This window comes from Burkholderia sp. ABCPW 111, assembly GCF_000773065.1.
Classification (GTDB): Bacteria; Pseudomonadota; Gammaproteobacteria; order Burkholderiales; family Burkholderiaceae; genus Burkholderia; species Burkholderia savannae.
Genome location: NZ_JPWT01000003.1, coordinates 110,617 through 125,028 on the forward strand (window position 1 = coordinate 110,617; position 14,412 = coordinate 125,028).

11 protein-coding genes and 1 pseudogene are annotated in these 14,412 nt (G+C 66.1%); 8 read left to right on the forward strand and 4 right to left on the reverse strand.

Annotated features, from left to right (window positions below; all coding sequences use genetic code 11):
* Window positions 1-12 precede the first annotated feature (12 nt).
* The 6 genes from X946_RS03460 to X946_RS03485 all read left to right on the forward strand — a co-directional run bounded on the left by X946_RS03460 (window position 13) and on the right by X946_RS03485 (window position 9,097).
* The gene (locus tag X946_RS03460; protein ID WP_038744103.1) at window positions 13-1,503 is read left to right on the forward strand and encodes an aldehyde dehydrogenase; all 1,491 of its coding nucleotides are present in this window, start codon (window positions 13-15) and stop codon (window positions 1,501-1,503) included.
* A gap of 16 nt (window positions 1,504-1,519) precedes the next feature.
* Window positions 1,520-2,485, forward strand: a complete 966-nt coding sequence (locus X946_RS03465; RefSeq protein ID WP_038744106.1) for a VOC family protein — start codon at window positions 1,520-1,522, stop codon at window positions 2,483-2,485.
* The gene (locus tag X946_RS03470) at window positions 2,478-3,725 is read left to right on the forward strand and encodes an NAD(P)/FAD-dependent oxidoreductase (RefSeq protein WP_038744108.1); all 1,248 of its coding nucleotides are present in this window, start codon (window positions 2,478-2,480) and stop codon (window positions 3,723-3,725) included. Before X946_RS03465 ends, X946_RS03470 begins: the two co-directional genes overlap by 8 nt.
* A gap of 35 nt (window positions 3,726-3,760) precedes the next feature.
* A complete protein-coding gene (locus X946_RS03475) occupies window positions 3,761-5,164 on the forward strand; it encodes an MFS transporter (protein WP_038744203.1) in 1,404 nt (467 codons plus the stop codon).
* Window positions 5,165-5,733: 569 nt separating this feature from the next.
* Window positions 5,734-8,199, forward strand: a complete 2,466-nt coding sequence (locus X946_RS03480; protein ID WP_052144994.1) for a YadA family autotransporter adhesin — start codon at window positions 5,734-5,736, stop codon at window positions 8,197-8,199.
* Between the two features lie 67 nt (window positions 8,200-8,266).
* Window positions 8,267-9,097 (forward strand): OmpA family protein, encoded by an 831-nt coding sequence (locus X946_RS03485; RefSeq protein WP_038744111.1) that lies wholly within the window; start codon window positions 8,267-8,269, stop codon window positions 9,095-9,097.
* 198 nt (window positions 9,098-9,295) lie between these two features.
* Here X946_RS03485 and X946_RS03490 read toward each other — a convergent pair whose 3' ends face one another.
* A complete protein-coding gene (locus X946_RS03490) occupies window positions 9,296-9,730 on the reverse strand; it encodes a universal stress protein (RefSeq protein WP_038744113.1) in 435 nt (144 codons plus the stop codon).
* A 500-nt stretch (window positions 9,731-10,230) separates the two neighbouring features.
* On the opposite strand from X946_RS03490, the gene X946_RS03495 reads away from it, so the two are divergent.
* Complete coding sequence (locus tag X946_RS03495) at window positions 10,231-11,715, forward strand: amidase (RefSeq protein ID WP_038744115.1); 1,485 nt, start codon at window positions 10,231-10,233, stop codon at window positions 11,713-11,715.
* A gap of 210 nt (window positions 11,716-11,925) precedes the next feature.
* On the opposite strand, the gene X946_RS03500 is transcribed toward X946_RS03495, so the two are convergent.
* Together X946_RS03500 and X946_RS36615 are read right to left on the reverse strand one after the other, a co-directional pair.
* Complete coding sequence (locus X946_RS03500; protein WP_038744207.1) at window positions 11,926-12,405, reverse strand: Lrp/AsnC family transcriptional regulator; 480 nt, start codon at window positions 12,403-12,405, stop codon at window positions 11,926-11,928.
* Between the two features lie 16 nt (window positions 12,406-12,421).
* Window positions 12,422-12,618, reverse strand: a pseudogene (locus X946_RS36615) (hypothetical protein).
* Here X946_RS36615 and X946_RS03505 point away from each other — a divergent pair.
* Complete coding sequence (locus X946_RS03505) at window positions 12,598-13,899, forward strand: cystathionine gamma-synthase family protein (RefSeq protein WP_038744117.1); 1,302 nt, start codon at window positions 12,598-12,600, stop codon at window positions 13,897-13,899. The pseudogene X946_RS36615 and the gene X946_RS03505 overlap by 21 nt on opposite strands.
* A 197-nt stretch (window positions 13,900-14,096) precedes the next feature.
* Here the strand turns inward: X946_RS03505 and X946_RS03510 are convergent, their stop codons facing one another.
* Window positions 14,097-14,321: a hypothetical protein gene (locus X946_RS03510; RefSeq protein WP_038744118.1), complete on the reverse strand. Its 225-nt coding sequence runs from the start codon at window positions 14,319-14,321 to the stop codon at window positions 14,097-14,099.
* Window positions 14,322-14,412 lie beyond the last annotated feature (91 nt).

A 14,412-nucleotide genomic window follows, 5' to 3' on the forward strand; every position in this document is an offset into this window, starting at 1 on the left:
ACACCCATCATCATGACTGCATTCGACTCTTCCCTCGTGCCGACGAGCGAGATCCTGATCGGCGGCGAATGGCGCCGCGGCCGCGGCGCGACGACGCCGAATTTCTATCCGGCCGACGGCTCGCTCAACACCGAGATCCACATGGCCGGCGCGGCCGACGCGCACGAAGCGGTCGAGGCCGCCGACGCCGCATGGCGTCGCGCGAACTGGTCGGGCCTGAAGCCGCATCAGCGCGCCGGCGTGCTGTACCGGATCGCCGATCTGATCCACGCGAATCACGAGGCGCTCGCGCAACTGCAGCGGCGCGACAACGGCAAGCCGATCAGCGAGACGCGCGCGCTCGTCGCGAGCGCGGCGAACACGTTTCGCTACTTCGCCGCATCCGCCGAGACGCTCGACGAGGCGCTCACGCCGTCGCGCGGTGACTATCTGTCGATGAGCGTGCACGAGCCGCTCGGCGTCGTCGCGGCGATCACGCCGTGGAATTCGCCGATCGCCTCCGACGCGCAGAAGCTCGGCCCGGCACTCGCGGCGGGCAACGCGGTCGTGCTGAAGCCGGCCGAGGTGACGCCGCTTGCGTCGCTCGCGCTCGCGCGCCTCTGCGAGCAGGCGGGCGTGCCGCCCGGCGTGATCTCGGTGCTGCCTGGCAAGGGCTCGGTGATCGGCGACGCGCTCGTGCGCCATCCGCTCGTGAAGAAGGTGTCGTTTACGGGCGGCACCGAAGTCGGCCGAGGGATCGCACGGCTCGCGGCCGAGAAGCTGATGCCGCTGTCGCTCGAGCTGGGCGGCAAGTCGCCGACGATCGTGTTCGACGACGCCGATCTCGATCACGCGGTGAACGGCGTGCTGTTCGGGATCTTCAGCTCGTCGGGCGAATCGTGCATCGCGGGCTCGCGCCTGTTCGTGCAGCGCGCGATCTACGACGCGTTCGTCGCGCGGCTCGTCGACGCGGCGCGCAAGCTGCGCGTCGGCGATCCGGCGAGCGAGCGCACGCAGATGGGGCCGCTCGTCACCGCGCAGCATCGCGACACGATCGAGCGTTACGTCGCGCTCGGCCGCGACGAAGGCGGCCGCGTGCTGTGCGGCGGCGAGCGGCCGACGGGCGAAGGCCGCGACGCGGGCTTCTTCTATCTGCCGACGATCCTCGACGGCTTGTCGAACCACGCGCGAATCTGCCAGGAAGAGATTTTCGGGCCGGTGCTCGTCGCACTGCCGTTCGACGACGAGGCGTCGCTCGTCGCCGAAGCGAACGACAGCGTGTTCGGCCTCGCGGCCGGCATCTGGACGCGCGACTACAAGCGCGCATGGCGCATCGCGCGCGCGCTCGACGCGGGCACCGTGTGGATCAACACGTACAAGCAGTTCTCGATCTCGACGCCGTTTTCCGGCTGGAAGGAAAGCGGAATGGGCCGCGAGAAGGGCAGCCTCGGGATTCGCGAGTACATGCAGCAAAAGAGCCTCTACTGGGGCTTGAACGAATCGCCGCTGCCGTGGGCGAACTGACGCAAAGGATCATCGAATGAGCATTCTCGGCATCGAACAGATTACCTACGGCGTGACCGATCTCGCGACGTGCCGCCGCTTCTTCGCGGACTGGGGATTGAAGGAGATTGCGTGCGACGACGCGCACGCGCGCTTCGAAACGATGAACGGCTGCACGGTGCTCGCCGTCGACGCGCGGGAGCCGTCGCTGCCGCCCGCGTTCGAAGCCGGCCCGACGCTGCGCGAGGTGACGTGGGGCGTCGGCACGCGGGCGGAGCTCGACGCATTGCGCGGCAGGCTCGCGGGCCAGCCGGGCCACTACGAGACCGACGACGCGATCGGCTGCATCGATCCGAACGGCATGGCGATCCGCATCGAGGTGACGCGCAAGCGCGCGATCGACGTGAAGGGCTCGCTGCCGAACGTGTGGGGCGAGACGCTGCGCGTCGATCAGCCGGCCGCGATCTACGAGCGTGCGGAGCCGATCGAAGTCGGGCACGTCGTGTTCTTCACGAACCGGCTCGCGGAGCAGGAGGCGTTCTATCACGAGCTGCTCGGCTTCGAGACGTCGGACCGCTATCCGGGCCGCGGCGCGTTCATGCGCTGCGCGCCGCACGGCGGCCACCACGACCTGTTCCTGCTTGCGCTGCCTACGGCCAAGCGCGGCCTGAATCACGTCGCGTTCACGGTGCGCGACATTCACGAAGTGTTCGGCGGCGGCATGCACGTGAGCCGCTGCGGCTGGGAGACGCAGCTCGGGCCGGGGCGGCATCCGGTGTCATCCGCGTATTTCTGGTACTTCCGCAATCCGGCGGGCGGCCTCATCGAATACTACGCGGACGAGGACATGCTGACGCCCGCGTGGCAGCCGCGCGAGTTCGAGCCGGGCCCGACCGTGTTCGCAGAGTGGGCGATCGACGGCGGCCTCGACGGCAACACGCGCCGGCAGAAGAACGCGAAGGCGCCGGAGGGCAAGTTCATGACGGAGCGTAAGGATGACTGAGCAAGCGAATGCCGAAGCGCTCGCCGCGCCGCGTACCGTCGTCGTGATCGGCGGCGGGCAGGCGGCGGGCTGGGTGGTGAAGACGCTGCGCGGCGAAGGTTTCGCCGGCCGCATTGTGATGATCGCCGACGAAACGCATCTGCCTTACGAGCGGCCGCCGCTGTCGAAGGCGGTGCTGGCGGGCGATGCGGACCTCTCGACCGTGCGCGTCGTGCAGCCCGACGAATTCGGCGCGCTCGGCGTCGAAGCATGGCAGCCTGAGCGCGCGGCGTCGATCGATCGCGTGCGGCGCGTCGTGCGCGCGGCGTCGGGCCGCGAGGTCGAATACGATCGGCTCGTGATCGCGACGGGCGGCGCGCCGCGCCGTCTGCCGGAATCGATTGTCAAGACGCCTAACCTTCATTATCTGCGCACGCTCGACGAGGCCGTGGCGCTCGGCGAGAAGCTGCGCGCGAGCCGTCGCGTGCTCGTGATCGGGGGCGGCTGGATCGGGCTCGAGGTCGCGGCGACCGCACGCAAGCTAGGCGTCGACGCGGTCGTCGTCGAAGGCGCGCCGCGCCTTTGCGCGCGCTCCGTGCCGGACGCCGTGTCCGACTTTCTCCTCGAATTGCATCGTGCGAACGGCGCCGACGTGCGGTTGAACGCGTCGCTCGCGTCGCTCGGCGCGCATCCGGACGACGCCGGCCGCGTGCGCGCGGCGCTCGCCGACGGCACGACCGTTGATGCGGATTTCGCGGTCGCGGGAATCGGCCTCGCGCTCAACACGTCGCTCGCGGCCGAGGCGGGCCTGCACGTCGAAGACGGCATCGTCGTCGACGAATACGGAACGACGAGCGATCCGGCGATCTTCGCGTGCGGCGACGTCGCGAATCATCCGAACGCGTGGCTCAAGCGCCGCGTGCGGCTCGAATCGTGGGCGAACGCGCAGAACCAGGCGATCGCGGCCGCGAAGGCGGTGCTTGGCGTGCGCGCGCCGTATGCGGAGATTCCGTGGTTCTGGTCCGATCAATATGACGTGAACCTGCAGATTCTCGGCGACCTGCCGGCCGATGCGCAGCTCGTCGTGCGCGGCGACGTCGCCGCAAAGCGCGCGACGCTGTTCTTCCTGACGGACGGCGCGCTGCGCGGCGTGATCGCGATCAACTCGGCGCGCGAGCTGAAGCTCGCGCGCAAATGGATGAACCAGGGGCGCGCGATCGACGTCGCCGCGCTGGCGGACACGACGAAGGCGCTTGCCTGACCGACGAGAACGACGACATGGAGGAGAACACACGCATGAGCACACTGGAAAGCGTCGTCGCGGGCGGGGCCGCGGCGCAGGCGGCGACCGCCGCGACCCCGGGCGCGATCATCGCCCGCCTCGAGCGGCTGCCCGCGAACGCGATGCAGATCCGCGCGCGCGTGTTGATCGGCACCGCCACCTTCTTCGACGGCTTCGACGTGATCACGATCGCCGCGACGCTGCCGCTGCTGATCCACAAATGGGGGCTGTCGCCGAATCAGGTCGGGATGCTGATCGCGTCCGGCGCGATCGGCCAGTTGCTCGGTGCGTTCCTGTTTCCGGCGCTCGCGGAGAAGCACGGCCGCGTGCGCGCGATCGCGTGGAGTTCGGCCGTGATCGGCGTGACGAGCATCGCCTGCGGATTCGCTTCGACATTCGAAGCATTCGTACTGCTGCGCATCCTGCAGGGCCTCGGCCTGGGCGGAGAGCTGCCGGTCGCCGCGACCTACATCAACGAGATCACGCGCGCGCACGGCCGCGGCCGCTTCGTGCTGCTGTACGAGATCGTGTTTCCGATCGGCCTGCTCGCGTCGATGGCGCTCGGCGCGTGGCTCGTGCCGCGCTTCGGCTGGGAAGTGATGTATTTCATCGGAGGAATGCCGCTTGCGCTCGCGTTCGTGCTGACGCGGCTCGTGCCGGAGTCGCCGCGCTGGCTCGCGTCGCGGGGGCGGCTCGACGAGGCGGGGCGCGCGCTGCACGTGTTCGAATCGGCGGTGAAAGGGCCGCTGCCGCCCGTCGCGCATGCGAGCGAGTTCGACGCGCTCGTGCGCAGTCATCCGAAGCGCCGGATGGTCGATCTGTTCGGGCCGGCCTACCTGAAGCGCACGCTCGCGATCGCGACGCTGTGGGCGACGTGCGGCTTCATCCAATACGGGCTGTCGACGTGGCTGCCGACGATCTACAAGAACTTCTACCACGCGCCGCTGCAGCTCGCGCTGAACCTGGCGGTGATCGGCTCGGTGATGGGCGTGGTCGGCTCGCTCGTGTCGGCGCTCGCCGTCGACGTGGTCGGCCGCAAGCCGGTGATCGTCTGGTCGTTCGTGCTGTGCGCGCTGTCGCTCGCGTTCGCGGGGATCTATCACGCGTCGTCGGTGTACGTCGTCGCGACGTTCTGCTCGCTCGCGCTCGGGCTGATGGCATCGGGCTTCATCACGTCCTACGTATACACGCCCGAGCAGTATCCGACGAGCATCCGAGCGGCCGGCTGCGGGCTCGGCAGCGCGTGGCTGAAGATTGCGTCGTTCGTCGCGCCGATGGTGGTGCCGCGCGCCATCGTCGGTGGCGATCTGAGCCCGGCGTTCTACCTGCTCGCGGCGGTGCCGCTCGTCGCCGCGCTGACCGTGCATTTCGTCGGCATCGAAACGAAGGGGCAGGTGCTCGAGAAACTCGAGGCATAGCGCGGCATTTTCGCGACGTTTGGCAATGCAACATAAACGGCCCGGACATTCCGGGCCGTTTTTCTTTGGCGCGCATCGGCTCGAAAGCGGCAAAAGGGATGCATCGATTGCGGCGATCGGCGCATCCGGCGATTCCGCGCGGACCGGCCAAGGGCGGACCGCTGCGCGCATTCGATAAGTGACATTCCAGGGATTTATTAATGGCGAGTTTAAAACATTTATTAGTGAATATAAATTTGACGACGTGGGATTTATGGAAATGTTAGGTGGATTACATTTCTCACATTCTTTCGCTAGTGTTCGATGGATTACTGTTTTTGATTATTTGAAGTTTGGTCGGGTGGAAAGTTATTAATATCCCTGCCTGCGAGGCGTGATCGGGGTTCGCGATTGATATGCGGGAAATCATATATATGGTTTTTACATTTTAATCGCAATGCGTGATTTCGTATTCGGCGGCAACGTCGTGCGAACCGCGCGCTCGGAATTCAACCCTGCTGACGACCCGTGCGAATTAAATTCACAGGGGATATTGAGTGAACAAAATCTACAATGTTGTCTGGAGCCGGGTGCGAGGCCAGTTGATTGCGGTTTCTGAATTTGCCGGGTCGAATGGAAGCAAGGGATCGACGACGCGCGTCGTCACGACGGCGCCTCGCATCGGCGCAAGTGCCGCGGCCTCGCGGGCGTCGCGCCTGTCGTGGGCGAAGCTCGGGCTGATGTCGCTGTCGGTGAGCGCGGCGATGGGTTGGATGGCCGCTGACGCCGCCGCGCAGGTCAGCTATGCGGCGGGCTATAACGCCTACGCCGGCCCCGGCAGCAATACGGGCCCGTGGGCGTTCTACAACCCGGCCTTCAGCCCGGGCGCGCTGCTGTACGGCACGGCGGTCGGCAATTACGCGCACGCGAACGGCGAAGGCAGCTCGGCCTACGGCGATCACGCGACGGCGACGGGGCGCATCGGCACCGCGGTCGGCGTCTATTCGGAAGCGGCCGGCGACGGCGGCACCGCGATCGGCGCCAGCGCACGGGCGCTGCCGGACTTCAGCCTCGCGATCGGCGCGAACGCGCAGGCGCTGAAGGACACGGGGCAATCGATTCCGGGCCGCGAAGACATCGGCACCATCGCGATCGGCGCGGGCGCGCTCGCGCAGGGCGACAACAGCGATCCGCTGCACGTCGCCGCGCCGAATGCGTTCGGCGGCTACACCACTGCGACGGCGAGCGGCGCGGTGGCGCTCGGCGAGGGCGCCGCGTCGACCGCCTATTACGCGAACGCGCTCGGCTCGTATTCGAAGGCGTCGGGCGCCGGCGCGGTCGCGGTCGGCGGCGGCGCGCAAGCGACGGCTCAAGGCGCGGTCGCGATCGGCGGCGCGACCGGCGTCAACAACGCGACCGCACTGTCCGGCTTTGCTAGCGCGAGCGGCGTCAATGCGATCGCGATCGGTTCCGGCGCGCAGGCGACGGGCAGCCAGTCGATCAGCATCGGCACGGGCAACGTCGTGTCGGGGGCGAACGCCGGCGCGTTCGGCGATCCGTCGACGGTCACGGGCACGGGCTCGTACTCGTTCGGCAACAACAACACGATCAACTCGAACAACGCGTTCGTGCTCGGCAACAACGTGACGATCGGCTCGGGGCTCGACGGCTCCGTCGCGCTCGGCAACGGCACGACGGTGGCGGCGGCCAACCCGACCAGCAGCGCGACGATCACGACGACGTCCGGCGGCCAGCTGACGCTATCCGGTTTCGCCGGCGCGAATCCGACGAGCGTCGTGAGCGTCGGCGCGCCCGGCGCCGAGCGCCAGATCACGAACGTCGCGGCGGGACGCATCACGGCGACGTCGACGGACGCCGTCAACGGCAGCCAGCTGTATGCGGTCGCGAGCACCATCGACAACGCGGTGAACGGCGGCGGGATCAAGTATTTCCACGCGAATTCGACCGCGCCGGATTCGACGGCGGCGGGCACGGACAGCGTCGCGATCGGGCCTGCTGCCGTCGCGTACGGCCAGGACTCGATCGCCGAGGGCAACAACGCGACGGCGGGCGTGAGCGGCAATCCGGCGATTGCGGGCGACGTCGCGCTCGGCAGCGGCGCACAGGCCACGGGCGGACGCTCGCTCGCGCTCGGCGCGAACGCGACCGTCAACACGGCGGGCGGCGTCGCGCTCGGCGCGGGTTCGGTCGCGAATCGCGCGGCCGGCACGTACACCGATCCGATCACGGGCAGCAGCTTCACGACGGCGTTCGGCGCGGTGTCGGTCGGCCTCGAAGGTTCGCTGCGGCAGATCACCAACGTCGCGGCAGGCACGCAGGCGACGGACGCGGTGAACGTCGGGCAGCTGCAAGGCGCGATTGCGCAGCTCAATCAAACGATCCAGAACATCACGAACGGGTCGAACTCGGGCAACAACGGGAACAACGGCAATAACACCGGGCAGACCGTGTCGGGCCAGTGGATCACCGGCAATCCGTCGACCTATACGCCGCCGGTGGCGAGCGGTGTCGGCTCGACAGCCGCGGGCAGCAGCAGCGTCGCATCCGGCGCGAACAGCGTGGCGATCGGCGACGGCGCGACGGCTTCCGGCAACAACTCGGTCGCGCTCGGCGCGCATTCGGTCGCGACTGCGCCGAACACGGTGTCGGTCGGCTCGGCCGGCAACGAGCGGACGATCTCCAATCTCGCGCCGGGCGTCAACGGCACCGATGCGGTGAACGTGAACCAGTTGAACAGCGGCATCGGCAATGCAGTGGGGCAGGCCAATCAGTACACGGATCAGAAGGTCGACCACCTGCGGCGCGAGATGAACGGCGGCGTGGCGGCGGCGATGGCCGTGGCTGGATTGCCGCAGCCGACCGCGCCGGGCAAGAGCATGGTGGCGGTCGCGGGCTCGACGTGGCAGGGCCAGCAAGGTTTCGCGCTCGGCGTGTCGACGATTTCCGAGAACGGCAAGTGGTTGTACAAGGGGTCGCTCACGACCAGCACGCGCGGCGGCACGGGCGCGGTGCTCGGGGCAGGCTATCAGTGGTGATGGGGTGAGGTGAGTCGCGCATGACGGCCGGTTTCGCGCCGGCTGTCCAAACGATAAGGAATCCAATATGAAAATGAACAGGATATCGAAATATGTGGCGGCTGCCGGGTTTTGCGGGGCGCTGCTGGCGGGATGCGGAATGGCGCCGACCACCGCGCCGGACGGCTCGGTCGGGTTCCCGGCGCGCAACAGCGCGTGGCTGAAGGAAGGTACGTTCGTGAACGCCGAGAATCTGCGGCAGATCGGGCCCGGCCTCGACAAGAACCAGGTTTATGCGCTGATCGGCGAGCCGCATTTCAGCGAAGGCATCGTCGGCGTGCACGTGTGGAACTACGTGTTCAATTTCCGCACGGGTCAAGGGCCGGGGGACGTCGTGACCTGCCAGTACCAGATCCAGTATGACGATCACTATCGCGTGAAAGCGACGTACTGGAAGGACCCGGCATGCAAGGCGCTGGCCGACGGCCCGAAGCCGCCGCCGGTGGCGCAGACGGCGCCGAGCGATGAAGTGAAGCAATTCACGCTCGATTACCACCTGCTGTTTCCGTTCGACAAATCGGCGCTGCGCGATCTGCTGCCGAGCGGGCGCGCGGAACTGGACCGGATCGCGACCACGCTGCAGCAGCAATACCAGCACATCCGTTCGGTACGGGTCACGGGCTATACCGATCGGCTCGGCACGGACGAATACAACCGCCAGTTGTCGCATGCGCGGGCCGAAACGATTCGCTCGTACCTGACGACGCGCGGGCTGCCGGGCGATCTGATCGTCGCGCAAGGTTTCGGCAAGGCCGATCCGGTGAGCGCCGGCTGTCCTGCCGGACGTTCGGCCGAGGCGATCGCCTGTCTCGCGCCGGATCGGCGCGTGAGGATCGACGTCGCCGGAGAGCGGCGCTAGTTTCGCGGCGAATCGCTTGCGTCGGCATGCATCGGCGGCCATGACGGCGCCGGCGCATGCCGCGTTTGCGCGTCTATGTGATGGTGCGGTGGTTCGATGGTGCGGTGGTTCGGCCGTGCGCAGGCGCGACGTCCGGCAGTCGCTGAAGGCGGATCAAGCGCGAATTATCGCAAGCATCGCCTCGACCCGGCGCGCGACTCAGCGCACGGCGGTGACGGGCACGCTCGCGATGCGCACGAGGCGGTCGAGGATGCTTTGGTGGAAGAAGTGGGTGATCGCGTGGAGCGGATCGCGGCGCGGGGCGACGACGACGATTTCGTCACAGCCGTTTTCCGTTGCGCACGCGGCGATCGTGTCGGCGATCGGGCCGACTTTCATCGCAACCGAATATTTGACGTTGGCGTCCTTGAGGATGCCGATGGCTTGGGCGAGTTCGCCCTCGGAGAAATCATGCTCGATCTGGCGGAGCTTCGCGAGCGAGTGGAAGGCTTCGAGGCGGGTGGATTCGAGAGGGGGCTGCACGTTGACCAGCACGACTTCGGACGCACATCGCTCGTGATACAGAAACGCGGCGTGCCGTACGGCCTGCAGCGAACGCTGCGAGTGACCGACGGGAACCAGGAGTTTGAGCATGAGAAAACCTGTTCGGTGATGCGATGACGATAGGCTAGTCCTGTCCTCGTCGGCATGGCCTAAAGAATTTTGGGGACGGCGTAAAAATGTCGTAAACGCCCGGCGCGCATTCGCTTAATAAAAAATATAAGAAAAATAAGTTTATGCGCATAAAGGGGCGGGTTCAGCCGGTGACGGATTCGGATCTTCTGCGCCCGGCGCGCATCGAGGCGCGCCGTTGCGCGGTGAGTGCGGCAACGTTGGCGCGTGACCATGGGCAACGCGCTTGTGCGTCGCCGCAAGGCGCTGCGGGTTCGATGCGTCGATTGGATCGTAATCCGAATCGTCTGTTGGACGTCTCAGGGGATGTTGCGGTGCAGCGGGCTATGCGCGGTTCACGGCCGTAGCGCAGTGCGATCCCATGCGTTTATATAATCGTCTGCAATCGTTCGACGCGACGCCGCCGAGCATGGTCGCCCGCGTTGCCGCCGATCGCCCCATCGACCCGCACGGAGTTCCGCATGTCAGCAGGCATTCCCCCGTCTCCCGCCGCATCTCCCGCGCCGTTCGATCCGCTCGTCGAAATGCCCGCTCATGCGCTTGCCGCAGCGATCCGGCGCAAGGACGTTTCGTGCGTCGAGACGATGCGCGCGTATCTCGCCCACATCGAGCGCGTGAACGGCGACGTCAATGCGATCGTCGCGCTGCGCGAGCCCGACGTGCTGCTTGCCGAGGCCGCGCAAAAAGATGCGGCGCTTGCGCGCGGCGAATACGCGGGCTGGTTGCACGGCATGCCGCAGGCGCCGAAAGATCTCGCGATGACGAAGGACATCGTGACGACGCTCGGCTCGCCGATCTTTCGCGCGATGAAGCCGTCGGCCGACGCGATCGTCGTCGAGCGGATGCGCGCGGCGGGCGCCGTGTTCATCGGCAAGACGAACACGCCGGAGTTCGGGCTGGGCTCGCACACGTTCAACGAGGTTTATGGTGCGACGCGCAATCCGTACGATCTGTCGAAGAGCGCGGGCGGCAGCAGCGGCGGCGCGGCGGCCGCGCTCGCCGCGCGGATGCTGCCCGTCGCCGACGGCAGCGACTTCGGCGGCTCGCTGCGCAATCCGGCCGCGTTCTGCAACGTGTACGGCTTTCGCCCGTCGCAAGGGCGCGTGCCGCGCTGGCCGAGCGTCGACGTATTCATCCAGCAGCTCGGCACGGAAGGGCCGATGGGGCGCACGGTCGTCGACGTCGCGCAGCTGCTTGCGATCCAGGCGGGTTACGATCGGCGCGATCCGCTGTCGCTCGCCGAGGAGCCGCGGCGCTTCGCGCAAGCGCTCGATGCCGACTTGCGCGGCAAGCGGATCGCATGGGTCGGCGACTGGAACGGCTATCTCGCAACGGAGCCGGGCGTGCTCGAACTGTGCGAGGCGAGCTTCGACGCGCTGCGCGCGATCGGCTGCGACGTCGACGCGGCGCTGCCGTCGTTCTCGCCGCAGCGGATCTGGCAGACGTGGCTCGTGCACAGGCATCTGCTGTCGGGCGGGAATCTGCTGACGCATTACCGCGAGCCGTCGCGGCGGGCGCTGCTGAAGCAGGAGGCGATCTACGAAGTGGAAGGCCTGTTCGAGCTTGGCGCGTCCGACGTATACGACGCGAGCGCCGCGCGCAGCGCATGGTATCAGGCGCTGATGACGTTCTTCGAACGGTATGACTACATCGCCGCGCCGACCGCGCAGGTCTTTCCGTTCGACGTGGATCTGCGCTGGCCGCGGACGATCGCCGGCCGCTCGATGGATACCTATCACCGCTGGATGGAGACGGTCGTGCCGTGGACCCTCGCAGGCTGCCCGGCGATCAGCGTGCCGGTCGGATTCAACGCGGCGGGATTACCGATGGGCATGCAACTGATCGGCCGGCCCCGCGGCGATTTCGCGGTGCTTCAGCTCGCGCGCGCATACGAAAAGGAGCGTGATTGGGTGAATGCGCGCCGGCCCGTGTTATCCGGCGCTTGAATCAAAAGAATGCGGCGCAGCCGCTCGCCCGATGCGGTCGACGGGCGGCACGCAGAGTCGCTCTGCGCAAGTGGCGAGATCTATTCTGGCCGCAGCCGGGTGATGACTGTCCCGACTGACGGCTGTTGGTGACGGGCGCGGAACGATACCCGAAGTTATTTTGTCATGCTGAATTGTTTGGGGCGGGTAGGCCGCGCCAATTAAACAGATTCACTTCGTCATCCTCAATTCGTTCGCCGGCAGCCGGCTCGTCGATTTCAATTCGCGCATCGAAATGGTGCTGAGCAGTTCCTTGACGCCCGGCAACGACCGGAGCCGATTCAACACGAAACTCGAGAACGTATCGAAATTCTTCGCCACGATCTGCACGAGATAGTCGTGCTGGCCGGTCGTGTTGTGGCACGCGACGACTTCCGGCATCGCCATCACGCCCGCCTCGAACGCGCGGCAGGTTTTTTCGGTGTGGCTGTCGAGCGAAATGTTGACGAACGCGACGATCTCGTAGCCGAGTGCGCGCCGATCGAGGATCGCCTGATAGCCCGAGATGAAGCCGTCGGCTTCGAGCCGGCGCAGGCGCTTCCAGCACGGCGCCGCCGACAGCGCGACGCGATCGGCCAGCTCCGCGTTGCTGAGGCGTCCGTTCTCCTGCAGGATCTTCAGGATCTTCAGATCTGTCTCGTCCAGCTTCATGCCGATCGCCATTTTTTTATGAGGAAAATGAAAGAAGAAAGATTCTTTTGATTATAGGGGCGAGCGGGAATGAAATGGAAAGCATATTTCCTGCTAGCTTTTTTACACTAATTCGATTGGCGATCGGTGCCGCGCGCGGCCTGCCGCCTGCCGGCAACCCGTTTCGCATTCATCGTCAAAAGGAGCCACCGCATGACGTATTCGAGCTATCACAAGAAGGACATCGACGGTCGTCCGTTGCATCCGGAAACGCAGATGATGTCGTACGGATTCGACCCGTTTTTGTCCGAAGGTGCGGTGAAGCCGCCGGTGTTTCTGACGTCGACGTTCGCGTTCCGCTCGGCGGAGGACGGCGCCGATTTCTTCGACGTCGTGTCGGGCCGCAAGCCGCTGCCGCAGGGCGAGGCGGCGGGCCTCGTCTACAGCCGCTTCAATCACCCGAACCTCGAGATCGTCGAGGATCGCCTCGCGCTGCTCGACGGCTCCGAGGCGGCCGTCGTCACGTCGAGCGGGATGTCGGCGATCAGCTCGATTTTTCTCGCGTTCCTGCGCCCGGGCGATCAACTGGTTCAGTCGGTGCCGCTGTACGGCGGTACGGAAACGCTGATCGCGAAGTACTTTCGCGAATGGGGCGTCGCTGCGCACCCGATCCAGGACGGCCTGTCGCCGCAGTCGATCGGCGCGGCGCTCGAGGCCGCCGCGCAGCAGGGCCCCGTGCGGCTTTGCTACGTCGAGACGCCGGCGAACCCGACCAACGCGCTGATCGATCTCGACGGCATGCGTCGCGAGCTCGACGCGTTCGAAGCGCGTCACGGCTATCGCCCGATTTCGGTGTGCGACAACACGTTGCTCGGGCCGATCTTCCAGAAGCCGAGCGAGCACGGCGTCGACATGTCGGTGTATTCGCTGACGAAGTACGTCGGCGGCCATAGCGATCTCGTCGCGGGCGGCGTGACGGGACGCCGGGATCTCGTCGCGAAGGTTCGAGCGGTGCGCAGCGCGTTCGGCTCGCAACTCGATCCTCACTCGTCGTGGATGCTGATCCGATCGATGGAAACGGTCGTGCTGCGGATGAAGCAGGCGGCGCGCACGGCGTCGGCGGTTGCGAAGTGGCTCGCGACGAATCCGTATCAGAAGGTCGACGTCTATCATCCGGAGCTGATCGTCGACGATGCTTATCAGGCCGTGTACAAGCGGCAATGCGAGGGCGCCGGCTCGACGTTCGCCTTCGTGCTGAACGGCGGCCGCGCCGAAGCGTTCCGGTTCATCAACGCGCTGCATCTGTTCAAGTCGGCGGTGAGTCTCGGCGGCACCGAGTCGCTGATCTGCCATCCGGCGTCGACAACGCATTCGGGCGTTCCGGAGGCGGCGCGCAAGGCAGCGGGTGTGTCGGAAGGGTTGATTCGCGTGTCGATCGGGCTCGAGCACGAAGAGGATCTGATCGCCGATCTCGACAACGCGTTTCGCCGGTCCGGCCTCGCGGCGGGCGGCTGACGCGCCTGCGGCGAGTGTGTGGGGGATGAATCGGCGTCGTCAGTGATCCTGAGCGATCGACGCGCCGGGCTCGTTTGCGTTCGTCGATAACGTCGCGCGATATCCGAAGAATGCCGGAATTTGGCTTCGACGGATGGCGGCGCGCCATTGATCGGAGTCGATCGATTTTTATCGATCGGCTCCGGTTTCCATTCCAGTCAATTGGAATGGGACTGGTACGTCGACAGTGCCGCGATGATCGCGTTTCTCGATTCGATGAAGTCTTTTTGCACTCGCTTGATTTCCTCTCCCGTTTTGGCGAAGCCGATCTTCGGCACGAGCGTCGCTGCGTACAGATCGACGATCCATTGAGGCGGGTGTGGCGATATCTCTCTGACGAGCTTTGCAGCGATGATTTCCGCGTCGATTGTTGAGGTATCCATAATGAAGTTTTCAAGTAATCGATGTGGTTAACCTAGGTAATTTTTGGCGATTGGTCAATTCGTCGGCCGATGTTTTTTTGAGTGCTCGATT